The organism is Roseateles sp. (assembly GCF_036404855.1).
In the GTDB taxonomy this organism is placed as follows: Bacteria; Pseudomonadota; Gammaproteobacteria; order Burkholderiales; family Burkholderiaceae_C; genus Pelomonas.
On record NZ_DASWYS010000374.1, the window covers coordinates 25748 to 49451 of the forward strand.

The window sequence follows — 23704 nt, forward strand, 5'->3', positions numbered from 1 at the left end:
GCTCAGGCGATGCGCTTGAGAAGCGCAAGGAGTCTTTCGAATGTCGCGCCATATGGCGGCTGGAAGAGCTTCGTGCCGGCAAGGCGCGACTGGATGAACAGCGGCTTCTCCTTGCTGAAAGTGCGGAAGCCCCATTCGCCGTGGTACGAGCCCATGCCGCTGGCGCCAACGCCACCGAAGGGCTGCTCCTCCTGACCCAGGTGCCACAGGCAGTCGTTGATGGTCACGCCCCCGGCATGCGTCTCGCGCATGACGCGGTCGCGCGCGGCGCCGTCCGAACCGAACAAGTACAGCGCCAGCGGCCTGTCACCGCCGTTGATGTGGGCCAGTGCATCGTCGAGCTGGTCGTAGCCGATCACAGGCAGCAGCGGACCGAAGATCTCTTCCTGCATCACGGTCGCCTCGAGTGGCACGTCCAGCAGCAGCGCAGGCACCAGACGGCGGTCGTCAGGCTGCTCGTCGTGCGAGCGCAGCACGCGGGCGCCGCGCTGCACGGCATCGGCGAGCAGTCCTTGCAGCCGCGCAAGGTGGCGCGGCGTGGCAATGCTGGTGTAGTCGGCATTGCCGGCGATGCGCGGATACATGCGGCGCATCTCGGCCAGGAGACGCTGGCTCAGCGGCTCCACCATCTCACGCGGCACCAGCAGGTAGTCAGGCGCCACGCACGTCTGGCCCGCGTTGAAGAGCTTGCCGAAGGCCAGGCGCGATGCGGTCAGTCCGAGATCGCAGCTGCGGTCGACGATGGCGGGCGACTTGCCCCCCAGCTCCAGTGTCACCGGCGTCAGGTTCTTCGCCGCAGCCTGCGCGACGTGACGGCCCACGGCGGTGGAGCCGGTGAAGAACAGGTGATCGAAAGGCAGCTGCGTGAAGGCCTTGCCGACCTCGGCATCGCCAGTGATGACCTGCATCTCCTCGGGCCTGAAATGCTCGGCGACGATGCGCGCCATCAGCTCGCTGGTCGCCGGCGTCAGCTCGGAAGGCTTGATGAGCACGCGGTTGCCGGCTGCGAGTGCCGCCACGGCGGGCTCCATGGCCAGGTAGTAGGGGTAATTCCAGGGCGACACGACGCCCACGACGCCCAGCGGCTGACGCATCAGCACGTTGCGGCCAGGCAGGAAGTGCAGGGGTGTCGCCACGCGGCGCGGCTTCATCCAGCCCCGCAAGTGCTTGAGGGCGTGGCGGGCGCCGGATTCGACGGTAAAGATGTCCGCCAGCAGCGATTCCTGGCGCGCACGGTGGCCGAAGTCCTGTGCCATCGCGGCCGCCAGCGCCTCGCCATGCTGGCGCGTCATCGCGAGCAGCCGCTGGAGGCGGTCGCGGCGCACCTCGTAGGAAGGCATGCGCTGCGCCTCGAAGGCGCGGCGCTGCGCCGTCAGCGCCAGATGCAGGCGCTCCTGCAGCGCGTTGTCCATGGCCTTGTCTCCGGTTCGGGCTCGAGTTCTTCGAGGCTAACCGCAAGACCTCGCCGGACCAACAGGTGAGCCCTGGACTAGAGGAACGCGTCTAGAGCGCGCCAAGCCGGCCCGACTGGGGCGATGTGCTTCAGATTCGAGGCAGCAAGCATCGCCATCTCCCCCGGAGGGAGCGGCCAGCCTGCCGCGCGTGCAGCGCGGACGGGCTGGGCGAGAGGCTCAAATCAATGCCTGAAGTGCCGCACGCCGGTCATCACCATCGCGATGCCGCGCTCGTTCGCGGCCGCAATGACCTCGTCGTCGCGCATCGAGCCGCCCGGTTGGATGACGCAGGAGGCCCCTGCGTCGGCCAACACGTCCAGGCCGTCACGGAACGGGAAGAACGCGTCGCTGGCCACTGCCGAGCCCTTCAAGCTCAGGCCGGCGTTGTCGGCCTTGATGGAAGCGATGCGGGCCGAGTCGATGCGGCTCATCTGTCCCGCACCGACGCCCAGCGTCATGCCGCCGCCGCAGAAGACGATGGCGTTGCTCTTCACGTACTGCGCGACGGTCCACGCGAACATCAGGTCGTCGAGCTGCTGGGCCGTGGGCTGCAGTGCAGTGACGATCTTCAGGTCCTCGCGCTTCAGGAAGTGATTGTCGGCCGTCTGCAGCAGCAGGCCCGAACCGACGCGCTTGCTGTCGCCGGCGTTGCGGCCCTGATCCCAAGGGCGGACGCCGCCCGGCGGCAACGCGATTTGCAGCAGGCGCACATTGGCCTTGCCCTTGAAGATCTCCAGCGCCTCGGCACTGAAGCTCGGCGCCATCAGCACCTCGACGAACTGCTTGGCGACCAGCTGGGCCGCTGCGCCATCCACCTCGCGGTTGAAGGCAATGATGCCGCCGAACGCACTGGTGGGATCGGTCTTGAAGGCCTTGCTGTAGGCCTCGGCCGGGTTGACGCCCACGGCAACGCCGCAGGGGTTGGCGTGCTTGATGATGACGCAGGCCGGCGTGCCGAAGCTCTTCACGCATTCCCAGGCTGCGTCCGCGTCGGCGATGTTGTTGTACGAAAGCTCCTTGCCCTGCAGTTGCTTGCCCGTCACCAGCGAGCCGGGCGCGGGGAACAAGTCCCGGTACAGCGCGGCGCTCTGGTGCGAGTTCTCGCCGTAGCGAAGGTCCTGCACCTTCACGAAGGTAGCGTTCATCTGCGCGGGATACTCGGCCTTGGAACCGTCTTCATTCAGCGACGACAGATAGTTGCTGATGGCCGCGTCATATTGAGCGATGCGGTTGAAGGCCGCGACGGATGCCGCGAAGCGCGTCTTGTCGCTGGTCTTGCCATGGGCCTTGAGCTCGTCGAGCACCGCGGCGTACTGGGCCGCGTCGGTCAGCACCGTCACGTCACGCCAGTTCTTGGCCGCACTGCGCACCATGGCCGGGCCGCCGATGTCGATGTTCTCGATGGCGTCCTCCAGCGTGCAGCCTTCCTTGGCCACCGTCGCCTCGAACGGGTAGAGGTTGACGGCCAGGATGTCGATGCGCGTGATGCCATGCTTGTCCATTGCCGCGACATGCTCGGGCACGTCACCGCGCGCCAGCAGGCCGCCATGGATCTTGGGGTGCAGCGTCTTCACGCGGCCATCCATCATCTCGGGGAAGCCGGTGTGCTCGGCCACTTCGGTGACAGGCAGGCCGGCTTCGGCCAGCAGCTTGGCGGTGCCGCCGGTGGACAGGAGCTTGGCACCGAGGGCGTGCAAGCCCTTGGCGAATTCGAGGATGCCGGTCTTGTCGGAGACCGAGAGGAGTGCAGTGAGTTGAGACATGACAGCCACTTCTGGAGGAAACAAAACTTGGGGTGATTCAGGCCTGCTGAACAGCACAACCGATGCTGCGGCCCAACGCCGCGGCGGCAATGGAGGCATCGACATCGTCGTAACTGAAACCGACTTCGACCACCTCGCCCGCCCGCAAGCGCAGGGCGACCTCCCAGTGCGGTCGGCCGCGTTCAAGCTCGATGGCACCCCGCTGGCGCAGTAGGGTGGCGTCAATTGCAGCGGCCGGATACTTGGCCCTGCCGATCTCGACATGGCGCCCGGAACGGCTCACGACCACGCGGCGACGGTTGCCCCGCACCACGCACCGAACGCCATCATCGACCTCGACATTGAACCGAGGACGGCCGTGGACCAGGCAGCTGAGCATCGCTTGAAACTGGTTCATCGGCCTGGCGTCGTTCAGAGGTTGTGATCGGTCAGTTTGCGGCGCAGCGTGTTGCGGTTCATGCCCAGCCATTGCGCCGCCTTGCTCTGGTTCCCGCCGGCCTCGCGCATGACGATCTCGAACAGCGGCTTCTCGACCAGCTTCACCAGCATCTCATGCATGGAGTGCGGCTCCTGTCCGTCGAGGTCGCGGAAGAAGGCTTCGAGGTTGTCGCGCACGCAGGCGTCGATGGGGTTGGACGGGGTGGTGTTCTTCTGGGCACTCATGACAGGAGCTTCTTGTTTCAGGCGGCACAGGCTTCGTCGGCCTGGGCTTCGTCGTCGTTGGCAGCCGTGGCGGGCGGCAACCGCTCGTGGGTCCGGCCGAGTTCATCGAACCAGTCACGCAACGCCTGCACCTGCAGCTCGCTGCGTTCCAGCATGTTCATGTGCTGGCGGAAAGCCTCACCGCCGGGCAGGCCGCGCACGGCCCAGCCGATGTGCTTGCGCGCGCTGCGCATGCCGCTGAGCTCGCCGTACAGGCCGTAGTGGTCGTACAGGTGCTCGACAAGCACGTCGCGCGCCTCCGTGACAGTGGGTGCCGGCAGGTGCTCGCCGGTAGAAAGGAAATGCGCCACCTCGCGGAAGATCCAGGGCCGGCCTTGCGCGGCGCGGCCGATCATCAGCGCGTCGGCGCGCGTGTAGGCCAGCACGTCGCGCGCCTTTTCAGGCGAGTCGATGTCGCCATTGGCGACGACAGGAATCGTCAGCGCAGCCTTCACGGCAGCAATGGTGTCGTATTCGGCCAGGCCCTTGTAGCCCTGCTCGCGCGTGCGGCCGTGGATGGTCAGCATCGCGATGCCGGCGGCCTCGAACAACTTCGCCAGCCGCAGCGCATTGCGCTCATCGGCGCTCCAGCCGGTGCGCATCTTCAGCGTGACGGGCACGCCGCGCTGCGCGCAGACGGCCACGACGGCCTCGACGATCTCAAGTGCCAGCGTCTCGTTGCGCATCAGCGCCGAGCCCGCCCACTTGTTGCAGACCTTCTTGGCCGGGCACCCCATATTGATGTCGATGATCTGCGCACCGCGGTCGATGTTGTGCACAGCGGCCTCAGCGAGCATGTCGGCATCGGTGCCCGCGATCTGCACGGCGATGGGGCCGGGCTCACCCGAGTGGTCCGCGCGGCGCGAAGTCTTGAGGCTGTTCCACAGTTCCTTGCGCGACGTGACCATCTCGCTGACCGCGTAACCTGCGCCCAGGCGTCGGCACAACTGGCGGAAGGGCCGGTCCGTCACTCCGGCCATGGGCGCCACGAACAGCGCGTTGGGGAGTTGATGGGGGCCGATCTGCACGAGGGGTCTGCTCAAAAAAGAGGCGAGATTGTAGCCATCCGGGCTTGCGCGCTCGGACCACAATGCCGCCATGGAAGTCTGGCTGGCTCAACTCATCCAAGATCTGCTGGCCGCGCTGGCCCTGCCACAGGTGGGCCTGGTCGCGGTCTTCGTCATCACTTTCGTCTCGGCGACGCTGCTGCCGCTAGGCTCGGAGCCGGCCGTCTTCCTCGTGGTCAAGGCCGACCCAGGCATGTTCTGGCCGGTCATCGCGGTGGCGACCGTGGGCAACACCCTGGGCGGCATGACAAGTTGGTGGCTGGGCTACGGCGCGGAAAAGGCGGTCGAAGCGGTCAAGCACCGTGAGCCGCCCAACCCGCGCGCGCTGGCCTGGCTGAAACGTTTCGGCCCCAAGGCCTGCGTGCTGAGCTGGCTGCCCATCGTGGGCGACCCGCTGTGCGCAGTGGCCGGCTGGCTCAAGCTGCCGTTCTGGCCCTGCGTTGGCTGGATGGCGCTGGGCAAGGGCCTGCGCTTCCTCTGCTTCACTGTCGCCCTGCTGTATTTCATTCCCGAAAGTTGGTTGTCATGACATCCGCCTATCAAGACCTTGCCAAGCGCCAGCAGCGCCTGCATCACCTCGGCCACCTACAGGCCATCGCCCAGTGGGACCAGGCGGCCAACATGCCGGCCAAGGGCAACGAGGCGCGCAGCCTGGCGCTGGCCGAGATGGACGGGCTGCTGCACCAGCTCGCCACGGACCCCGCCCTGCCGGGCCTGCTTGATACCGCCGCAGCCGAGCCGCTGGACGACACTCAACGCAACAACCTGCGCGAGATCCGCCGCGCCTGGCGTGCCGCCAACGCGCTGCCGCAGGCGCTGGTGGAGGCCAAGAGCCTGGCCAACAATCGCTGCGAGCATGCCTGGCGCACGCAACGCCCGGCCAACGACTGGGCCGGCTTTGTGCCGAACCTGCGTGAGGTCCTGAAAATCGCCCGCCAGGAGGCCGACTGCCTGTCGCAGAGCTCAGGGCTGTCCCGGTACGACGCGCTGCTGGATGTCTACGAACCTGGCATGCGCTCGGCCGACGTCGAACACGCCTTCGCGCCGCTGCGGCGGTGGCTGCCGGGTCTGATCCGCGACGTCATTGCCAAGCAGTCCGGCGAGACTGTCATTCAGCCTGTCGGCCCTTTCCCGACCGCGGCGCAGAAGACACTGGGCTTGGCCGCGATGAAGCTGATGGGCTTCGACTTCGGCGCCGGTCGCCTGGACGAGAGCACCCACCCCTTCTGCGGCGGCGTCCCGGAGGACGTGCGCATGACGACGCGCTACCGCGAGGACGACTTTCTGCCCGCCCTGATGGGCGTCATCCACGAGACGGGGCACGGCCGCTACGAGCAGGGCCTGCCGCGCGAATTGCTGGGCCAGCCCATCGCTCGCGCTCGCTCCATGGGCATCCACGAGAGCCAGAGCCTCTCCTTCGAGATGCAACTGGGCAGCCACCCGGCCTTCGCTGCGCTGCTGGCTCCGCTGCTCGCCCGGCATTTCGGCGACCAGCCGGCCTTCGAACCCGGCAACATGCACAAGCTGCTGACGCGTGTGACACCCGGCCTCATCCGCGTGGATGCCGACGAGGTGACCTACCCCGCCCACATCCTGCTGCGCTTCGACATCGAACGGGCACTGATCGAGGGCGAGGCCGAAGTGGACGACGTCCCGGCGTTGTGGGACGCCAAGATGGCCGAACTCCTGGATCTGGACACGCGCGGCAACTTCAGGGATGGGCCCATGCAGGACGTGCACTGGCCGGCCGGCTTGTTCGGCTACTTCCCTTGCTACACGCTGGGCGCGATGTATGCGGCCCAGTGGTTCGCGGCGATGCGCGCCCAGCAGCCCGATCTGGACGCCCGCATTGCTCGCGGCGAGCTGGGCGGCGTATTCGACTGGCTGTCCACCCATGTCTGGCAGGTCGCCAGTCGCTACGAAACGCCCGAGCTGGTGCAACGCGCCAGCGGGGAGGCCCTCAACCCGGCGCACTTCGAGACGCACCTGCGCCAGCGCTACCTCTGACGACAGCTTAGCGACAGCCAGACTGTGGCGCGCACGCAAATAAAAAGAGGGCCGCCCCACCGGGAGCGGCCCAATCTACTTCGAACGATCTCTCTTTCAACCCACCGCGCTTCCCCGGCCCCCCGGCCATCTCCACGCGTGGCGCCCAGGACTTGCTGATTTCCTGGGCTGGGTCGCTGCGACTCGCACTGCGACCGTGAAGTCATTCTGAGCAAGACGGGCCGCCGTGCCATCCCCGCAAGCTCAGGGGGGTGAGGCGCCAGCCGTGAACGGCGTCACAGCACCAGGGCCAGGCGCTCCAGGATCAGCACGGCGAAGAAGGCCAAGCCGGCGATCAACGTCCATTTCATGATCACGATGCCCATGCGTCGCCAGCGTACCTGGCCGGTGGCGATGGACAGGGCGAAGCAGACGACGGCCGAGAACAGCAGCAGTCCGATGACGAGGCGGGCGATCAGCATGCGAACGCGCTTACCAGGCCGGCGCCAGTTGGGCGAAGCCCTTGGGCGCGGCGCGGTCATCGTCGAAGCTGACGACCTCGTAAGCGGATTCGTCGGCCAGCAGTGCCCGCAGCAACTTGTTGTTCAACGCATGGCCGCCCTTGAACGAGGTGTAGGCAGCCAGCAATGGCATGCCGGCGACCTGCATGTCACCGATGGCATCGAGGATCTTGTGCTTGACGAACTCGTCGTCGTAGCGCAGACCTTCGGCGTTCAGCACCTTGTAGTCGTCGACGACGATGGCGTTGTCCATCGAGCCGCCCAGCGTCAGACCTCTTGAACGCATCAGGTCAATGTCGGCTGTCATGCCGAAGGTGCGCGCACGGGCGATCTCCTTCTTGTACTTGCCCGAACCCATGTCGAAGACGAACTGGCTGCCGGTGGCGGCCACGGCCGGGTTGTCGAACTCGATCTCGAAGCTCAGCGTATAGCCATGGTGGGGCTCCAGCCTGGCCCACATCAGCTTCTTGCCCTCGCCCTGACGAACCTCTACGGGCTTGTTCACCTTGAGGAAGCGCTTGGGCGCGTCCTGCATGACGATGCCGGCCGACTGCAGCAGGAAGACGAAGGCGGCGGCGGAGCCGTCCAGCACAGGCACCTCGTCGGCATTGATGTCGATGACGAGGTTGTCCAGCCCGAGGCCGGCGCAGGCCGACAGCAGGTGCTCGATGGTCTGCACCTTTGGGGCGCCGGGGTCGCCGTTCGGGCTGATCGTGGTAGCCATGCGCGTGTCGCTGACCGACATGACGCCGACGGGGATGTCCACCGGCGGACACAGGTCCACGCGGCGAAAGACGATGCCGGTGTCCGGCGGCGCGGGGCGCAGCGTCAGCTCGACCTTCTGGCCGCTGTGGATGCCCACGCCTACGGCGCGCGTGATCGACTTCAGGGTGCGTTGCTTGAGCATTCCCCGATTGTCCCGGATCAAGCCTGGGCCTTGCGTTCCACGGGCAATCGCAAGGAGAGCCGGGTGCCGCTGCCCGGCGAGGAGTCGATACGCAGCTTGCCGCCCAGGCGCTGGGCGCGCTTGATCTGGCTCTTCAGACCGCGGCCGTGCTGGATGGTCTCCAGGTCGAAGCCAGCACCGTCGTCCTCGACGCGGATCTCGACGTAGCTGCCGTGATGGCGCGTGACCATGCGCACGCGGCTGGCCTGGGCATGCTTGAGCACGTTGTTCAGCGCCTCCTGCATCAGCCGCAGCACGTGCAGCGCGTCAGGTGGCTCCAGCCACGGCAGGGGCGGCAGGTCCTGCACGTCCCATTCGAGCTTGAGCCCGCCCGTCTGCAGGCGCTTGCCGAGGCGGTAGCGCATCGTCGCCAGCAGAGAAACGAGGTCATGCCCGACAGGCTCCAGCGAATCGATCACCAGGCGCAGGTCATCCACGCATTCGCGCAGCACTTCGACGCACTGCTCATGCGACATGCTGCCCTGCTCCATCGCCACAAGCGCCGACAGCAGCGACGAGCCGAGGCCATCGTGCATGTCGGCCATGATGCGCTGGCGTTCCAGCAGCAGCGCCTGCTGACGCTCGGCCTCGCGCAACTGGGCGTTCTGCATCTGCAGCACCGAAACCTGCTCTTCGAGGTCTTCCTGCAACTGGCTGTTTTCGGCTTTGACCTGCTCCACGGCGCCGACGTAGCGGCGCTGCACCGCGTGCAGGAAGCTGATCATGACGATCAACGTCGCGAATGGCATCAGGAAGAAGTGTTCCGGCCAGGCCCAGCCGGCCAGCACGGCGAGGTCGTGCCCGCCGATGAGCACGCTGACGATCAGCGCCACCGCCATGATGCGCAGCTCGGTGCGACGTTCGCGCCAGGCGAGGAAGGCGAGCCAGACCGTGCCGATGGCTGCGACGAAGGCTGTGACGACGTACTGCATGACGACCATGTCGAGCTGGCGCAGCCACAGCGGCACGCTGAGCAGGCTGACGAGCAGCACGCTTGCCGCCAGCGCCCACTCCAGCCACGGCAGCCGCCGGCTCGCGAAGCGCAGCGCGAACAGGAGCGCCGACAGCATCACCCAGCCCATGGATGCGTGTGTCGCCCACCAGAACCAGTCTTGCGCCACCGGCGAGGCCGGCAGGCTGACGTAGAAATGCAGGTTGCGCACCATCCATGCCGCCGCACCGAGCGCGAACAGCCCGTAGATGGCCTCGCCAGGCCGACGCAGCCACAGTGTCAGGGCGAACAGGCCGAGCACGGCCAGCGTCAGGCTGACAGCCTGGGGCAAGCCGGTCTGGGCACGCACCCTCCACAGCCACTGCTTCTCCAGCGTGTCGCGCGGTCCGACCCAGATGCGGGACACCGCGTAATAGCTGCCTGCCGGCACCGGCAGGGCCACGACCAGATCCAGCCCCTGAGCACCGATGCCGGGTAGCGGCAGCCAGATCGGCTGCACCCATTGCTCGCGCTCCGCATGCTGGTTGTCCAGCAGCAGCTGCCAGCCCCGCTCGGTGCGCGCCAGCACGGCGGCCGACAGCGTGACCAGACGCGGCAGGTACAGCGCCATGGCTTCGTCATGCCCGGCCGGCACATGCAGCCGGTACCAGCGCATCTGGTAGCCACGCGCGTCCGTGACCATGGCTGCCCCGGGACGGCTGCGCACGTCGGGCATGGCCACAGGCTGCCAGCCCGCCGCCGCCGCCGGCGGCAGCAGCTCAGGCGGGAGGCTCAGGTGGTCGCCGCCGGTCACCGTGTGATGGCGCAGCGCCCCCCACCAGGCATCGAGCTGGGCGCGCGTCCAGGCACTGGTCGCGAGTTCGGCGGGGGCGGCATCGTCGCCGGTGATGTGGGTGCTGGGCTGGGGCAGGCGTTGTGCCTGCACCGACAACCCGGCCAGCAGGGCAAGCCCCAGCAGCCAGCGGCGCAGCATCAGGCCCAGCTCAGGCATCTCCGTGACTTCTTCTAGGCATTGACATGGGCGCCAGCATGCCACACGGGGTACCGCTGCGGCGGCACCCATTCGGTCGGCGCCAGCCTTCAGCTGACGTCGACCGGCAGGCTCTTGCGCGCCGCCTCGCGCAGCTCGCGCGACAGGCCGGCGTCGCCCACGGCCCGCGAAAGCAGCAGCGCGCCAACTAGTGTGGACAGCATGGCCAGCGCCTGTTCGCGGCGCCCGACGGGATCTGTTGCGGGCATCTGCGTCTGCAACGTCGCGACCAGGCTCTCGACGCCTTCGCCGAAGACCTCGCGCACTTCCGACCCGCCACGCGCCGCATCGCCGGCCAGCGCCACGAGGCCGCAGCCCGCGCCAATGTGGTCGCGATGGGTGTCGGACAGATAGGCCTTGACCCAGGCCGACAGGCTGCGGTCGGTCTGCTTCTTCCACTGCTCCCGGTTGGCCGCCAGCGCACGCCGGGTGGCCTGGGCGGCGAGGTCATCCTTCGAGTCGAAATGGCCGTAGAAGCCGCCGCGCGTCAGGCCGGCGGCCTGCATCAAGTCGTTCAGTCCGATGCCATCGAAGCCATGTTCGCGAAAGAGCTGGGCGGCGTTGTCGAGGATGCGTTCACGGTTTTCTTCGGCCTGGGCGCGGCTGACCTTCATCTCGATCTCCTGAAGTTCTGGCGGATGTCGCTTGACTGATTTTATATGTTGAACGACATTTATAACAATCATGTCGACCGACATGAATAAACGTACCTCGTACCTGAAGGACCTGCCATGAAGCTCAAGAACGCCGTCGTCTTCATCTCCGGCGCCAACCGCGGCCTCGGCCGCGCCTTCGCGGAGGCCGCACTCGCGGCCGGTGCCGCGAAGGTCTACGCCGCCGCCCGCGATCCAGGCCGCATCGACCTGCCCGGCGTCGTGCCCGTCGCGCTGGACGTCACCGACCCCGCCCAGGTCGCCGCCGCAGCGGCCCGCTGCACGGACGTGACGCTGCTCATCAACAACGCCGGCATCTCGCGCCAGGGTCGTTTGCTGGGCGACGGCGGCATGGCCGCCGCCCGTGCCGAACTCGAGACCAACTTCTTCGGCCCGTGGGCGCTGGCGCGCGCCTTCGCGCCGGTGCTGCAGGCCAACGCCGGCGGTGCGGTGCTGAACGTGCTGTCGGTGTTGAGCTGGGTGACTCTGCCGGACGTGGCCACGTATAGCGCCTCCAAGGCCGCTGCCTGGTCGCTGAGCAACGGCTTGCGCAACGAGCTGAAGGCCCAGGGCACGCAAGTGACCAGCCTGCACGTCGGCTACATGGACACTGACATGACGCATGGCCTGGAAGCCCCCAAGGCCGCACCTGCCGACGTGGCCCGCCTCGCGCTTGAAGGCGTCGAGGCCGGTGCCTTCGAGGTGCTGGCCGACGACCTCAGCCGCCAGGTCAAGCGCAGCCTGTCCAGCCCAACGCCGGCCTACGCTGGCTGACAGGGAGCCCCACCATGGTCGAGTCCCTTACCCTGGCCGCGCCGCTGGCGGCCCATGCCGACGGCCATCTGGCCGCCGCCCGCCATGCCTTCTCGGCGCCCGAGCGCGTGCCGCTGTCTGCCGATGAGCGCGCCGCGCTCTCCGGCGCCGCCGAGACGCCGCTGCGCCACGAGGGCCTCAAGCTCGCACGCTGGACGCTGGGCACGGGTCCGCGCGTGGTTCTCGTGCACGGCTGGAACAGCCGGGGCGCCCACCTGCTGGCTCACGCGCAGGCCCTGGTGCATGCCAGCTTCTCCGTGACACTGTTCGACCTGCCCGGCCACGGCGACTCCGGCGGCCATGCAGCCAGCGTCGTCCACGCGGGCCGCGCGCTGCGCGCGGTGATGACCGACATCGGCGAGGTCCATGCAGTCGTCGGCCATTCCATGGGCTCAGCCGCCGCGCTGCTGGCTTTTGCGCACGGACTTCGGGTCAGGCGCAGCGTGCACCTGGCGGGCCCCTCGTCACTGACACCCATGGTCAAGGGCCTGGCCCGGACGCACGGCCTCGGCCCCGCCGACGCGGCGGCACTGGCGGGCTGGGTGGAGGGATTCATCGGCACCCGAATGGCCTACGTCGACCTGGAGCGCCTGAAGCACGGCCTGCGCCACCCCGGCCTCATCGTCCACGATCCCGACGACCGGACCGTCCCCTTCGCCGCGTCCGCGGCCTTGCACCAGGCCTGGCCCGGCTCGCGTCTGGAACCGGCCACAGGCCTGGGCCACAGAAGGCTGCTGGTCGACGCCGATGTCGTTGCCCGCAGCGTTGCCTTCGTGGCCGAGGGCTGGGCGCCATGAGCACCGTGCCCCGCTCCTGGCTGCTGACGCTGGCAGCACTGGCCGCGCTGGCGACGCTGTCCACCAACATCCTGCTGCCTTCCCTGCCGCTGATGGCACAGGCTCTGGGGCACAGCGAGGCGGCAATGACGGCGGTGCTGAGCCTCTTCCTCGCTGTGTTCGCCGTCGCGCAGTTGATCGTCGGCCCCCTGTCCGACCGTGTCGGCCGCAAGCCCGTGGTGCTCGGCGGGCTGGCCATCTTCATCGCGGGCAGCGCGGTCGGCGCGATGGCCAGCGACCTCCCCCTGCTGCTGGCCGGTCGTGCGCTGCAGGCCATGGGCGCCGCCGCGGCGTCGGTGCTGGCGCGGGCGGCCGCGCGTGACCGTTTCGAGGGCCCGCAACTCGCCGCGCTGCTCGGCCGCATCATGGTCGTCATGGCCGCGGCGCCGGGTTTCTCGCCATTGTTGGGCGGCCTGCTGCAAGCCGCCTTGGGCTGGCGGGCGCCGTTCGTGCTGCTGGTTCTGGCCGGCCTGGCGCTGACGGCAGCCTATGCGGGCATCGTCGGCGAAACCCTGCCCGCCGAGCGCCGCCTGCGACGACCCGCTGGCGCCTTGGCGCGCGGTTATGTCGTGCTGCTGGGAGATCCCCGTTTCATGCGCCCGGCGCTTGCGACGGCCGCCATCCTCGGGGCACTGTTCGCCTTCTTCGGCACGGCACCCCTGGTACTGGTGCGTGAGTACCGCTTCTCGGCGCTTCAAGTGGGCCTGTTCTTCGCGACCACGGTTTTTGTCGTCTTCACCGCCGGACGAGCAGCACCGCACTGGGCAGCGCGCTGGGGTGGGCCTGCAGTGCTGAGCGTGGGAGCAGCACTGGCTTCCTGCGGCGGGCTGGTGATGCTGACTGGCGGCACGCTCGGCCTGACGAGCTTTGCAGCCGCCGCCTGCATCTTCTTGTTTGGCATGGGCCTGGTGTCGCCCACGGGCACGGCGCTGGCGCTGACGCCGTTCGCGGCCCAGGCCGGCCAAGCCTCGGCGTTGCTGGGGTTCCTGCAGATGGCCGCAGCGGCGGCGCTCACGACAGCGGCGGCAGCGCTGCCGGCAGCGCGCATGGACGCGCTGGCCCTCGTGCTCGTCGGTGGCGGGCTGCTGGCCTGGCTCGCCTGCCCGGCCAGGCCGTCCACCACCATCGCCGGCGCCCCTTAAAAGCAAAAGGGCGAGCCGCAAGGCCCGCCCTTTCATCAACCGGAGCGTGTGGCTCAGTCGGCTTGCTTGCGCAGGAAGGCCGGAATCTCGATCTCGTCCATGCCGTTGGACGACAGCGCCTCGACCTTCGCGGCCGCGCTGCCCGAACGGCCGTGGCGCCAGACGCTCGGCACATTGGCGTTCGCGAAATCGCCGAGGCCCAGGCCCACGTTGGCCTGCTGGGGCTGCCCGGAAGCCGGCGCTGCCATCGCGACGGCCTGCGTCAGCACGGGCATGCCATCGGTCCCGTTGCGCACGACGGACTGGGTCTGCACCACCTGCAGGGGCGCCTGCTGGCGGGCGCGGCCCGCAGTCAGGCCGGTGGCGATGACGGTCACACGCAGCGCGTCGCCCAGGCCTTCGTCATAAGCGGTGCCGTAGATGATGTGCGCTTCTTCCGAGGCGTAACGCTTGATCGCGTTCATCGCATTGCGCGACTCGCTGAGCTTGAAGTTGCTGCGACTCGCGGCGATCAGCACCAGCACGCCACGCGCGCCCGACAGGTCAATACCTTCCAGCAGCGGGCAGGCCACGGCGGCTTCGGCAGCCTTGGTGGCGCGATCCGGACCGGTGGCCTGCGCCGTGCCCATCATGGCCTTGCCGGGCTCGCTCATCACAGTCTTGACGTCTTCGAAGTCGACGTTGACCAGGCCGGGGATGTGGATGATGTCGGAAATGCCGCCAACTGCGTTCTTCAGCACGTCATTGGCATGCGCGAAGGCCTGATCCTGCGTGACGTCGTCACCCAGGACGTCGAGCAGCTTGTCGTTCAACACGACGATCAGCGAGTCCACATTGGCCTCCAGCTCGGCCAGGCCGTTGTCGGCCGCCTTGGCGCGGCGACCACCCTCGAATTCGAAGGGTTTGGTGACGACGCCCACCGTCAGGATGCCCATTTCCTTGGCAACGCGTGCAATCACCGGTGCGGCGCCCGTGCCGGTACCGCCACCCATGCCGGCGGTGATGAACAGCATATTGGCGCCGGCGATGGATTCGCGAATGCGGTTTTCTGCCTCTTCGGCGGCGGCCTTGCCCATCTCGGGTTTGGCGCCAGCGCCCAGGCCGGAGGTCCCGAGTTGAAGCAATTGGTCGGCCTTGGAGCGGTTGAGCGCCTGCGCGTCGGTATTCGCGCAGATGAATTCAACCCCTTGAACGCCCTGGGCGATCATGTGGTCCACGGCGTTGCCGCCACCACCACCGACCCCGATCACCTTGATTTGGGTGCCTTGGTCAAACTCTTCGATCATCTCGATGGGCATATCAACCTCCTAACTGCTGCAATTGTGCCTTGGCACTCAATGAATGAATAGCTGCTGAAACAAATTTTTCGTGGTTTTGGGGGGTCAAAAATTCCCCATGAACCAATCCTTGACGCGGCCGAGCAGGGTTTGCACCGACCCGGCCTGCTGTGCCGCCTTGAAACCCCGGCTGCGCGACAGTCGCGCTTCTTCCAGCAGGCCCATGACGGTGGCGGAGCGCGGGTTGGCGACCATGTCGAAAAGGGCCCCCGAATAGGTGGGCAAGCCACGCCTGACAGGTTTCAGAAAAATATCCTCGGCGAGTTCCACCATGCCCGGCATGACTGCTGACCCGCCGGTCAGCACGATGCCGGAGGACAGCAATTCCTCATACCCGCTCTCGCGAATGACCTGGTGGACCAGCGAAAAGATTTCCTCGACGCGCGGCTCAATGACGCCCGCCAGCGCCTGCTTGGACAGCATTCGGGGACTGCGGTCACCCAGGCCGGGCACTTCCACCTGGTCGGCGGGGTCAGCCAGCAACTGCTTGGCGACGCCATATTCGACCTTGATTTCCTCGGCATCCTTGGTCGGCGTGCGCAGCGCCATCGCGATATCGCTGGTGATCAGGTCGCCCGCGATGGGAATGACTGCGGTATGCCGGATGGACCCGCCGGTGAATATCGCCACATCGGTCGTGCCGGCGCCGATATCCACCAGCGCCACCCCCAGGTCGCGCTCGTCGGCGGTGAGGGCTGCATGGCTGGAAGCGCTGGGATTCAAAACCAGCTGATCGACCTCGAGGCCACATCGGCGCACGCATTTGACGATGTTTTCGGCAGCACTTTGAGCCCCAGTCACGATATGGACCTTGACCTCCAGCCGGCCGCCGCTCATGCCGATGGGTTCTTTGACCTCATGGCCATCGATGACGAATTCCTGGGGTTCGACCAGCAGCAGACGCTGGTCGTTGGGGATATTGATGGCCTTGGCGGTTTCGACAACCCGGGTCACATCGACCGGCGTGACCTCCTTGTCGCGCACGATGACCATGCCGGTGGAATTCTGGCCACGGATATGGCTGCCGGTGATCCCCGTGTAGACCCGGGAGATTTTGCAGTCGGCCATCATTTCGGCCTCTTTCAGGGCCTGCTGGATGGACTGGACGGTGGCGTCGATATTGACCACGACGCCACGCTTCAGGCCATGCGAGGGGGCCACGCCGAGGCCGGCGATGCGCAATTCCCCGCCCGGCAATACCTCGGCCACGACAGCCATGATCTTGGCGGTTCCAATATCCAGCCCGACGACCAAATCCTTGTATTCCTTGGCCATGTCCGTCCTCAGCGTTTTCTATTTACGGGTTTACCCGGAGTTTGTATCGTCACGCCGCGCAGCTTGACCGCGTAGCCGTCAGCGTGGCGCAGGTCGGCGGACAGCAGCGGGCTGTTGTAGGTCGCCACGACCTGCGAAATGGAGTGGGCGAAACGGCCGAAGCGCTCGACGACCTCGGCTTCGCCGCCGCGGCCCAGTTCAACGACGGCACCGCTACCGAAGGTGGCGCGCCACGAGCCGCGGCCGGACAGGTCGAGGCGCTCTATGCTTTCACCCAGCTTCTCGGCCGCGGGCTCCAGCGCCCGCCACATCTGCAGCATGTCGCCCGCGGCGTGGGACGGGCCCGCGAGCATGGGCAGGTCCTCGTCCTCGACGTCCCCGAGATTGGCCTGGAAGACTTCGCCAAAGCTGTTGACCAAGGCCCGCTCCGCGGCGGCCTCGGTGGCAGCGTCGGCACCATCGGCACGCGCCTCCCAGTAGGCCGCGGCGCGGTGCTCCTCAAGGTTGACTTTGAGCCGCATCGGCCAGATGCGCTGCAGTTGCGCATGTCGCACCCACGGCACGGACTCGAAGGCGGCGCGGCCTTCCTTCAGGTTCATGCTGAGGAAGGAACCATGCAGGCGCGGCAGCGCATTGGCCCGCAGTGACGCGACGCTGTTGCGGCTGACGTCGCCCACCACCTGGATGGCGCGCAGGTTGAACACCGGCAGCCGCACCGCCCACCGGATGAGGCCCCAGGCCGCGGTCGCCAGCAAGGCCGCGACGAGCAGCGCCGACACCGCATTCATCAGGCGGACATCGGGCGGCAGCACGGCGGTGGCGACGGCGGAATTCATGTCAGGCGCTGGCGGCGCGATCCAGTCGTGCCTGGGCCAGCAGCCACAGGCACAGGTGCGGGTAGTCGATGCCGACGGCCTGTGCGGCCTTCGGGACGAGGGAATGCGAGGTCATGCCCGGGCTGGTGTTCATCTCCAGCAAGAAAGGCTTCATGTCCGACTTGCGCAGCATCAGGTCGGCGCGGCCCCAGCCACGGCAGCCCAGCAGGCGGTAGGCCCGCAGCACCAGTTGCTGGATCTCCGCCTCAAGCGCGGCAGGCAGCGAGCCGAACAGGTACTGTGTCGTGTCGGTCTCGTACTTGTTGGCGAAGTCGTAGTTACCGGCCTCGGCGCGGATCTCGATGGCCGGCAGCGCGATGGCGTCCTGGCCCTCGCCCAGCACCGCGCAGGTTAGCTCGGGTCCCTCGATGCACTGCTCGAACAGCAGCTCGTCGTCGAAGCCCAGGGCCAACTCGACGGCACCCTGCATCTCGGAGTACCCGGCGACCTTGGTGATGCCGATGCTGCTTCCCTCGTGCGGCGGCTTGACGACGACGGGCAAGCCGAGGATGTCAGGGATGCTGCGCACGCGCTCGCGCGTCAGCTCGGCGCGCGACAGGGCTAGGTATTGCGGCGTCGGCAGGCCTTCGTTCGCCCACAGCCGCTTGGTCATCGTCTTGTCCATTGCGACGCCCGATGCCGTCACGCCGGAGCCGGTATAGGGCAGACGCAGCCATTCAAGGGCACCCTGCAAGGTGCCATCCTCACCGCCCCGGCCGTGCAGCGCGATGAAGGCGCGCTCAAACCGCTGGTCCTTGAGCGCTTGCAGCGGCTGCTCGGCTGGGTCGAAAGCATGGGCATCCACGCCGACGGACCGCAACGCGGCCAGCACGCCGTCGCCGCTCATCAGCGACACCGGCCGCTCGGCGCTGTTGCCGCCGAACAGCACGGCGACCTTCCCCAGCGCCCTGGCGTCGATGTTCAGATCGATTGGCGTCTTCACCTGGACGTTCCTTGCGAGAAATGTTGGGCCACGAGGCTCGGCAGCCCGCTCATCGAGCCGGCGCCCATGCCAATGACGACGTCACCGTCGCGGGTCAGCGCGGCCAGCGCGGCCGGCATGTCGGCCACCCTGGCAACGAAGTTCGAGGTGCCGACCGCCTTCGCGAGCGCCATGCCGGTGGCCCCTTCGATGGGCGACTCGCCCGCCGAATAGACCTCGGTCAACAGCACCACGTCGGCGCCTTGCATGACCCGCACGAAGTCGGCGAAGCAGTCACGCGTGCGGGTGTAGCGGTGCGGCTGGAAGGCCAGTACGAGGCGTTGCCCGGGGTAGGCGCCGCGTGCTGCTGCCAACACGGCTGCCATCTCGACCGGATGGTGGCCGTAGTCGTCGATCAGCACGAAGCGGCCGCCATCGGCCGCTGGCCATTCGCCATGCTTCTCGAAGCGGCGGCCCACGCCCGCGAACTTCGCCAGCGCCCTCTGAATGGCCTCGTCCGGGCAGTCCAGCTCCATCGCAATTGCGATGGCCGCGAGCGCGTTGCGCACGTTGTGCTCGCCGGCCAGGTTCAGCAGCACGTCGAGACCCGCCGCCCCCTCGCGCTCGCAGGTGAAGCGCATCTGTGCATCGGCCAGTGCCTGCACGTTCACGGCTCGCACGCAGGCACCGGCAGACAGGCCGTAACTGACCACTGGCCGCTCGATGCGACCGAGGATGGCACGCACGCCGGGGTCGTCGGCGCAGACCACCGCCGCGCCGTAGAAGGGCATACGGTGCAGGAACTCGACGAATGCCTCGTGCAGTCGCTCGACCGAATGCCCGTAGGTGTCCATGTGGTCTTCGTCGATGTTCGTGACGACGGCCAGCACGGGGCTGAGCTTCAGGAAGGAGGCGTCACTCTCGTCGGCCTCGACCACGATGAACTCGCCCTGGCCCAGGCGCGAGTTGGCACCGGCAGCATTGAGCTTGCCGCCGATGACGAAGGTGGGGTCCAGGCCTGCCTCGACGAGGATGGCGGTGACCAGCGACGTCGTCGTCGTCTTGCCGTGCGTACCAGCAATGGCGATGCCGCGACGCAGCCGCATCAGCTCGGCCAGCATGACGGCGCGCGGCACGACGGGCAGTTGGCGCGCCCGAGCGGCGATGACCTCAGGGTTGTCGGCGCCGACGGCGGTGCTCGTGACCAGCGCCTGCGCGTCGCCGATGTGCGGTGCCGAATGGCCGATTTCCACGCGCAGGCCCAGCGAGCGCAGCCGCTCCGTTGTCGCGCTCTCGGCCGCGTCCGACCCGCTGACCTTGAATCCCAGGTTGTGCAGGATCTCGGCGATGCCGCTCATGCCGGCCCCGCCGATGCCGACGAAGTGCAACCGTTGAACCGCATGCTTCACTTCAGCATCCCCTCGATCTCGTCGGCCACGCGCGCGGCGGCCCGCGGCCGGGCCAGCGAACGCGCCTTCTCCCCCATGGCCAGCAGCGCACCACGGTCGAGGCCGCTCAGCAGCTCGTAGAGCTTCGCGGGCGTCAGCTCCGCCTGAGGCAGATGGATGGCCGCGCCGTGCTGGGCCATGAAGATGGCGTTGTCACGCTGGTGTGAGGTTGTGCTGACGACCAGCGGCACCAGCACCGCAGCACAACCGGCAGCACACAACTCGCTGACCGTGATGGCGCCGGCGCGACACACCACCACATCGGCCCAGGCCAGCGCCGCGGCCATGTCGTCGATGAAGGGGCGCACCTCGGCGGTCAAACCCGCGTCGCTGTAGGCTTGCCAGACAGCACCCAGGTGATCCTGGCCCGACTGATGCAGCAACTGCGGGCGCTGCTCGGCCGGCCACAACGCCAGCGCCTGCGGCAGCGCCTGGTTCAGCGCGCGTGCGCCCAGCGAGCCGCCCAGCACCAGCACATGCAGCGACCCGCCGCGGCCAGCCATGCGCTCTGCCGGCGCTGGCAGCGCCTCGATCTCGGCGCGCACGGGGTTGCCGCTGACGACGGCGCCCGACGTGGAGGCCGCTGCCGCGCCGTCGAAGCCGAAGGCAATGCGGCGCGCAAAGGGTTTCAGCGCCAAATTGCTCTTCAGCATCGCCGCATCGGCATTGACCAGCATCAACGGCCGGCCGCTGAAAGCCGCCGCCAGGCCGGCCGGCACGCAGACATAGCCGCCCATGCCCAGCACGGCCGTTGCGTGACGCCGCTCGTAGACCCGGCGCGCCTGGCCGAGCGACTTGAAGAAGCCAACCAGGCCGCGCAGCATGTGCTTGAGCCCCTTGCCGCGCAGGCCGGCGAAAGGCAACGCGTCAATCTCGATGCCACGCGCCGGCACGAGGCGGTTCTCCATGCCGGCCGGCGTGCCGATCCAGGACACTGTCCAGCCGCGACGCTGCATCTCCTCCGCGACTGCGAGGCCGGGGATGATGTGACCGCCCGTGCCGGCCGCCATCACGACAAGGTGGCGCTCGCTCATGAACGCCCTCCCCGCATCATTTGCCTGTTCTCCAGGTCGATGCGCAGCACCACCGCGAGTGCCACGCAATTCATCAGGATGGCCGAGCCTCCGAAGCTCATCAGCGGCAGCGTCAAGCCCTTGGTGGGCAGCGCGCCCAGGTTCACACCCATGTTGATGAAAGCCTGACCACCCATCCAGATGCCGATGCCCTGGGCGTACAGGCCCGCGAACACGCGATCCAGCGCGATGGCCTGGCGACCGATCAGGAAGCATCGGCGGGTCAGCCAGAAGAACGCGACGATGACGACGGCCACGCCGGCAAAGCCCAGTTCCTCGCCAATGACGGCCAGGAGGAAGTCGGTGTGCGCTTCAGGCAGGTAGTGCAGCTTCTCGACGCTGCCGCCCAGGCCCTGCCCGAACCACTCACCGCGGCCGAAGGCGATGAGGCTGTGCGTCAGCTGGTAGGCCTTGCCCTGGGCGTACTTCTCATCCCAGGGATTGAGGTAGGCAAAGATGCGCTCGCGGCGGAACTCGCTGAAGGTGATCATCAGCGTGAAGGCACTCACCAGCACCAGCGTGATCAGCAGGAACATGCGGCCGTTGACGCCGCCCAGGAACAGGATGCTCATCGCGATGGCCGCGATGACCATGAAGGCCCCCATGTCCGGCTCGGCCAGCAGCAGCAGGCCCACGAAGGCCAGCGAGATCGCCATCGGCGTCACGGCCTGGAAGAAGTTCTCCCGGGCATCCATCTTTCGCATCATGTAGTTGGCGGCATAGAGCGCGATGCCGAACTTGGCCAGCTCGCTGGGCTGGAAGTTCATGACGCCCAGCGGGATCCAGCGTCGCGCGCCGTAGACCACCTTGCCGATGCCAGGGATCAGCACGGCAACCAGCAGCACCAGTGCCACGACGAAGACCCAGGGCGCGTACCGTTCCCATAGGGCCACCGGGATCTGCACGGTGATGAGGCCGGCGATCAGCGCGAAGCCGATGGCCACCATGTGGCGCGTCAGGAAATGCGTCGGCAGGTACTTCGAGAAGCGCGGGTTGTCCGGCATGGCGATGGAGGCCGAATAGACCATCAGCAGGCCGAACGCCATCAGAGCGATGACGACCCAGACGAGGGTGATGTCAAATCCCTGCAGCTGCGTGGGTCGCCCGGCGGACGTGGACACCCAGTCGCGCACCGGCACGCTGGCGTCCTCTCCGTCGCGCTTCTTCCACAGCGACTGCAGCTTGGTGGCGAATCCGGCCAGCGTGGCGTTCACAGTGCCACCCCGCGCTCGTCGGCCAACCTCTGCACGGTCGCGACGAAGACTTCGGCGCGGTGAGCGTAGTTCCGGAACATGTCCAGGCTGGCGCAGGCGGGAGACAGCAGCACGCTGTCGCCGCCCTGGGCCCGCTGCAGGCACCAGGCGGTAGCGGCCTCCAACGTGTCATGCCGCTGCAGCGGAACGCCAGTGGCGGCCAGCGCCGCTTCGATCTGAGGTGCGTCGCGGCCGATTAGCGCGACGGCACGGGCGTGGCGCGCGACGCCCTCGGCCAGCGGTGCGAAATCCTGTCCCTTGCCGTCGCCGCCCAGGATGAGCACCAGCTTGGACGGCGCGCGGTCGGTGCCCAGACCGGAAATGGCTGCGACCGTCGCGCCGACGTTGGTTCCCTTGCTGTCGTCGTAGAACTCGACACCGTCGATGGTGCCGACGGGCTCGACGCGGTGCGGCTCGCCACGGTATTCGCGCAGGCCGTGCAGCATAGGCGCCAGCTCGCAGCCGGCGGCCGTGGCGAGCGCCAGCGCGGCCAGTGCGTTGGCGGCGTTGTGGCGGCCGCGCACGCGCAGCGCGTCGGCGGGCATCAGGCGCTGGATGACCAGCGGCTCGTCTTCGTCGCCCTTGCGCTTCTTGATCGTCGGGTCCAGTTCGCGGGCACGCACCAGCCAGGCCAGGCCGCCCTCGTCCATCAGGCCGAAGTCGCCCGGCGCCGTCGGTGCGTTCAGGCCGAACCGCACGACGCGGCGCGACACCGTGCGGCCGGGCTTGCCTCGGCTGCCCTTGACGAACACCGGCGCGGGCACCAGCCCCTCCACCTCGGCGTCGTCGCGGTTCACGACGAGGATGGCCTCGCGGCCGAAGATGCGTGCCTTGGATCGCCCATAGGCGGCCATGTCGCCATGCCAGTCGAGATGGTCCTGGGTCAGGTTCAGCACGGCGCAGGCAGTGGGTTCGAATCCCAGGACGTTGTCGAGCTGGAAGCTAGAGAGTTCCAGCACCCAGACCTCGGGCAGCGTCTCGAACACCGGGCCGCGCGGCTGCGGCGGGTCAATGGGCAGCGGCGCATCGTCGTCGGGCAGCACGGCGGCGTTCTCAGCGACCGTGTCTTCCTCGACCGGGGCATTCTCGATCTCGGCAGCGATCGCCTCGGCCGGCGCCGGTGCGGGCAGCGGGTCGGGCTCCGCGTCCAGGGCTTCGGTCAACGAGTCCAGCAGGGTGGGGCCGATGTTGCCGGCGACAGCGACGCGCTTGCCGGCGCGCTCGGCGAACAGGCCCGTCATGCTCGTCGTTGTGGTCTTGCCGTTGGTGCCGGTGATCGCCAGCACGGCGGGGGCATAGCCATGCTGGGCCTTCAGCGCAGCGAGCGCGTCGGCGAACAGGTCCAGTTCGCCGCGCACGGCGGGGCCGTGCTGGTAGATCGCCGCGAGCCGCGCATCCAGTGGCGACAGGCCCGGGCTCTTCAGCACCGCGTTGAAGCTCGCCGCCATCTCGGCTGTCAGCTCCCCGGTGACGAAAGTCGCCCGATCGCCCAGCGAGCCCAGCGCCTCTCGCTGCGGCGGCTGCTCGCGCGAATCCCAAACCGTGACCTGCGCGCCGAAGCGCACGCACCAGCGGGCCATCGCGAGACCGGAGTCCCCGAGGCCCAGCACAAGCACGCGCTGTTCAGCGAATTGCGGCAGGTCCAGCTTCATGCGC

At 67.8% G+C, this 23704-nt stretch carries 22 protein-coding genes; 5 read left to right on the forward strand and 17 right to left on the reverse strand.

Annotated elements, in window-relative coordinates; genetic code table 11:
* Window positions 1-2 precede the first annotated feature (2 nt).
* From VGF12_RS25095 to dusB, 5 genes are all read right to left on the reverse strand, one after another.
* Window positions 3-1412, reverse strand: a complete 1410-nt coding sequence (locus tag VGF12_RS25095; protein WP_331178778.1) for a coniferyl aldehyde dehydrogenase — start codon at window positions 1410-1412, stop codon at window positions 3-5.
* Between the two features lie 224 nt (window positions 1413-1636).
* Window positions 1637-3217, reverse strand: coding sequence for a bifunctional phosphoribosylaminoimidazolecarboxamide formyltransferase/IMP cyclohydrolase (gene purH, locus VGF12_RS25100; RefSeq protein WP_331178779.1), 1581 nt, complete (start codon window positions 3215-3217; stop codon window positions 1637-1639).
* Window positions 3218-3254: 37 nt separating this feature from the next.
* Complete coding sequence (locus VGF12_RS25105) at window positions 3255-3614, reverse strand: hypothetical protein (protein WP_331178780.1); 360 nt, start codon at window positions 3612-3614, stop codon at window positions 3255-3257.
* A gap of 14 nt (window positions 3615-3628) precedes the next feature.
* A complete protein-coding gene (locus tag VGF12_RS25110; RefSeq protein ID WP_331178781.1) occupies window positions 3629-3880 on the reverse strand; it encodes a helix-turn-helix domain-containing protein in 252 nt (83 codons plus the stop codon).
* Window positions 3881-3897: 17 nt separating this feature from the next.
* Complete coding sequence (gene dusB, locus VGF12_RS25115) at window positions 3898-4947, reverse strand: tRNA dihydrouridine synthase DusB (RefSeq protein WP_414710199.1); 1050 nt, start codon at window positions 4945-4947, stop codon at window positions 3898-3900.
* Between the two features lie 70 nt (window positions 4948-5017).
* Between dusB and VGF12_RS25120 the strand changes: the two genes are divergently transcribed.
* Complete coding sequence (locus VGF12_RS25120; protein WP_331178783.1) at window positions 5018-5515, forward strand: YqaA family protein; 498 nt, start codon at window positions 5018-5020, stop codon at window positions 5513-5515.
* On the forward strand, window positions 5512-6993 hold the full coding sequence (locus VGF12_RS25125; RefSeq protein WP_331178784.1) for a carboxypeptidase M32: 1482 nt from the start codon (window positions 5512-5514) through the stop codon (window positions 6991-6993). The genes VGF12_RS25120 and VGF12_RS25125 overlap by 4 nt, the downstream gene beginning before the upstream one ends.
* 275 nt (window positions 6994-7268) lie before the next feature.
* On the opposite strand, the gene VGF12_RS25130 is transcribed toward VGF12_RS25125, so the two are convergent.
* From VGF12_RS25130 to VGF12_RS25145, 4 genes are all read right to left on the reverse strand, one after another.
* Window positions 7269-7454 (reverse strand): hypothetical protein, encoded by a 186-nt coding sequence (locus VGF12_RS25130; protein ID WP_331178785.1) that lies wholly within the window; start codon window positions 7452-7454, stop codon window positions 7269-7271.
* A gap of 10 nt (window positions 7455-7464) precedes the next feature.
* On the reverse strand, window positions 7465-8400 hold the full coding sequence (lpxC, locus tag VGF12_RS25135) for a UDP-3-O-acyl-N-acetylglucosamine deacetylase (protein ID WP_331178786.1): 936 nt from the start codon (window positions 8398-8400) through the stop codon (window positions 7465-7467).
* Window positions 8401-8417: 17 nt separating this feature from the next.
* Window positions 8418-10382, reverse strand: coding sequence for a sensor histidine kinase (locus VGF12_RS25140; RefSeq protein WP_331178787.1), 1965 nt, complete (start codon window positions 10380-10382; stop codon window positions 8418-8420).
* 89 nt (window positions 10383-10471) lie between these two features.
* Window positions 10472-11035 (reverse strand): TetR/AcrR family transcriptional regulator, encoded by a 564-nt coding sequence (locus VGF12_RS25145; RefSeq protein WP_331178788.1) that lies wholly within the window; start codon window positions 11033-11035, stop codon window positions 10472-10474.
* A 117-nt stretch (window positions 11036-11152) separates the two neighbouring features.
* On the opposite strand from VGF12_RS25145, the gene VGF12_RS25150 reads away from it, so the two are divergent.
* Genes VGF12_RS25150 through VGF12_RS25160 form a run of 3 tightly spaced genes read left to right on the forward strand, consistent with a single transcriptional unit; the run spans window position 11153 to window position 13865 of the window.
* The gene (locus VGF12_RS25150) at window positions 11153-11848 is read left to right on the forward strand and encodes an SDR family oxidoreductase (RefSeq protein WP_331178789.1); all 696 of its coding nucleotides are present in this window, start codon (window positions 11153-11155) and stop codon (window positions 11846-11848) included.
* A gap of 14 nt (window positions 11849-11862) precedes the next feature.
* Window positions 11863-12684, forward strand: a complete 822-nt coding sequence (locus tag VGF12_RS25155; protein WP_331178790.1) for an alpha/beta fold hydrolase — start codon at window positions 11863-11865, stop codon at window positions 12682-12684.
* The gene (locus VGF12_RS25160) at window positions 12681-13865 is read left to right on the forward strand and encodes a Bcr/CflA family efflux MFS transporter (protein ID WP_331178791.1); all 1185 of its coding nucleotides are present in this window, start codon (window positions 12681-12683) and stop codon (window positions 13863-13865) included. The genes VGF12_RS25155 and VGF12_RS25160 overlap by 4 nt, the downstream gene beginning before the upstream one ends.
* A 53-nt stretch (window positions 13866-13918) precedes the next feature.
* Here the strand turns inward: VGF12_RS25160 and ftsZ are convergent, their stop codons facing one another.
* The 8 genes from ftsZ to murD all read right to left on the reverse strand — a co-directional run bounded on the left by ftsZ (window position 13919) and on the right by murD (window position 23700).
* On the reverse strand, window positions 13919-15163 hold the full coding sequence (gene ftsZ / locus VGF12_RS25165) for a cell division protein FtsZ (RefSeq protein ID WP_331178792.1): 1245 nt from the start codon (window positions 15161-15163) through the stop codon (window positions 13919-13921).
* 84 nt (window positions 15164-15247) lie between these two features.
* Window positions 15248-16477 (reverse strand): cell division protein FtsA, encoded by a 1230-nt coding sequence (gene ftsA, locus VGF12_RS25170; protein WP_331178793.1) that lies wholly within the window; start codon window positions 16475-16477, stop codon window positions 15248-15250.
* Window positions 16478-16485: 8 nt separating this feature from the next.
* Entirely contained in the window at window positions 16486-17313 is an 828-nt protein-coding gene (locus VGF12_RS25175) for a cell division protein FtsQ/DivIB (protein WP_331178794.1), read from the reverse strand.
* Between the two features lies 1 nt (window position 17314).
* Complete coding sequence (locus VGF12_RS25180; RefSeq protein ID WP_414710200.1) at window positions 17315-18295, reverse strand: D-alanine--D-alanine ligase; 981 nt, start codon at window positions 18293-18295, stop codon at window positions 17315-17317.
* Window positions 18292-19683, reverse strand: coding sequence for a UDP-N-acetylmuramate--L-alanine ligase (gene murC / locus VGF12_RS25185; RefSeq protein ID WP_331178795.1), 1392 nt, complete (start codon window positions 19681-19683; stop codon window positions 18292-18294). The genes VGF12_RS25180 and murC overlap by 4 nt, the downstream gene beginning before the upstream one ends.
* The gene (murG, locus tag VGF12_RS25190; protein ID WP_331178796.1) at window positions 19680-20756 is read right to left on the reverse strand and encodes an undecaprenyldiphospho-muramoylpentapeptide beta-N-acetylglucosaminyltransferase; all 1077 of its coding nucleotides are present in this window, start codon (window positions 20754-20756) and stop codon (window positions 19680-19682) included. Before murG ends, murC begins: the two co-directional genes overlap by 4 nt.
* Window positions 20753-22009: a putative lipid II flippase FtsW gene (ftsW, locus tag VGF12_RS25195; RefSeq protein WP_414710201.1), complete on the reverse strand. Its 1257-nt coding sequence runs from the start codon at window positions 22007-22009 to the stop codon at window positions 20753-20755. Before ftsW ends, murG begins: the two co-directional genes overlap by 4 nt.
* On the reverse strand, window positions 22006-23700 hold the full coding sequence (gene murD, locus VGF12_RS25200; RefSeq protein WP_331178797.1) for a UDP-N-acetylmuramoyl-L-alanine--D-glutamate ligase: 1695 nt from the start codon (window positions 23698-23700) through the stop codon (window positions 22006-22008). Before murD ends, ftsW begins: the two co-directional genes overlap by 4 nt.
* Window positions 23701-23704 lie beyond the last annotated feature (4 nt).

What these genes read in the sequence shown, in the direction of transcription:
- VGF12_RS25110 (WP_331178781.1), bottom strand. Translation starts at nt 3,880, where the DNA reads ATGAGTGCCCAGAAGAACACCACCCCGTCCAACCCCATCGACGCCTGC.
- murD (WP_331178797.1), bottom strand. Translation starts at nt 23,700, where the DNA reads ATGAAGCTGGACCTGCCGCAATTCGCTGAACAGCGCGTGCTTGTGCTG.
- lpxC (WP_331178786.1), bottom strand. Translation starts at nt 8,400, where the DNA reads ATGCTCAAGCAACGCACCCTGAAGTCGATCACGCGCGCCGTAGGCGTG.
- VGF12_RS25125 (WP_331178784.1), top strand. Translation starts at nt 5,512, where the DNA reads ATGACATCCGCCTATCAAGACCTTGCCAAGCGCCAGCAGCGCCTGCAT.
- VGF12_RS25145 (WP_331178788.1), bottom strand. Translation starts at nt 11,035, where the DNA reads ATGAAGGTCAGCCGCGCCCAGGCCGAAGAAAACCGTGAACGCATCCTC.
- VGF12_RS25095 (WP_331178778.1), bottom strand. Translation starts at nt 1,412, where the DNA reads ATGGACAACGCGCTGCAGGAGCGCCTGCATCTGGCGCTGACGGCGCAG.
- VGF12_RS25140 (WP_331178787.1), bottom strand. Translation starts at nt 10,382, where the DNA reads ATGCCTGAGCTGGGCCTGATGCTGCGCCGCTGGCTGCTGGGGCTTGCC.
- ftsA (WP_331178793.1), bottom strand. Translation starts at nt 16,477, where the DNA reads ATGGCCAAGGAATACAAGGATTTGGTCGTCGGGCTGGATATTGGAACC.
- purH (WP_331178779.1), bottom strand. Translation starts at nt 3,217, where the DNA reads ATGTCTCAACTCACTGCACTCCTCTCGGTCTCCGACAAGACCGGCATC.
- VGF12_RS25105 (WP_331178780.1), bottom strand. Translation starts at nt 3,614, where the DNA reads ATGAACCAGTTTCAAGCGATGCTCAGCTGCCTGGTCCACGGCCGTCCT.
- VGF12_RS25175 (WP_331178794.1), bottom strand. Translation starts at nt 17,313, where the DNA reads ATGAATTCCGCCGTCGCCACCGCCGTGCTGCCGCCCGATGTCCGCCTG.
- VGF12_RS25150 (WP_331178789.1), top strand. Translation starts at nt 11,153, where the DNA reads ATGAAGCTCAAGAACGCCGTCGTCTTCATCTCCGGCGCCAACCGCGGC.
- VGF12_RS25130 (WP_331178785.1), bottom strand. Translation starts at nt 7,454, where the DNA reads ATGCTGATCGCCCGCCTCGTCATCGGACTGCTGCTGTTCTCGGCCGTC.
- VGF12_RS25155 (WP_331178790.1), top strand. Translation starts at nt 11,863, where the DNA reads ATGGTCGAGTCCCTTACCCTGGCCGCGCCGCTGGCGGCCCATGCCGAC.
- VGF12_RS25160 (WP_331178791.1), top strand. Translation starts at nt 12,681, where the DNA reads ATGAGCACCGTGCCCCGCTCCTGGCTGCTGACGCTGGCAGCACTGGCC.
- VGF12_RS25120 (WP_331178783.1), top strand. Translation starts at nt 5,018, where the DNA reads ATGGAAGTCTGGCTGGCTCAACTCATCCAAGATCTGCTGGCCGCGCTG.
- murG (WP_331178796.1), bottom strand. Translation starts at nt 20,756, where the DNA reads ATGAGCGAGCGCCACCTTGTCGTGATGGCGGCCGGCACGGGCGGTCAC.
- ftsZ (WP_331178792.1), bottom strand. Translation starts at nt 15,163, where the DNA reads ATGCCCATCGAGATGATCGAAGAGTTTGACCAAGGCACCCAAATCAAG.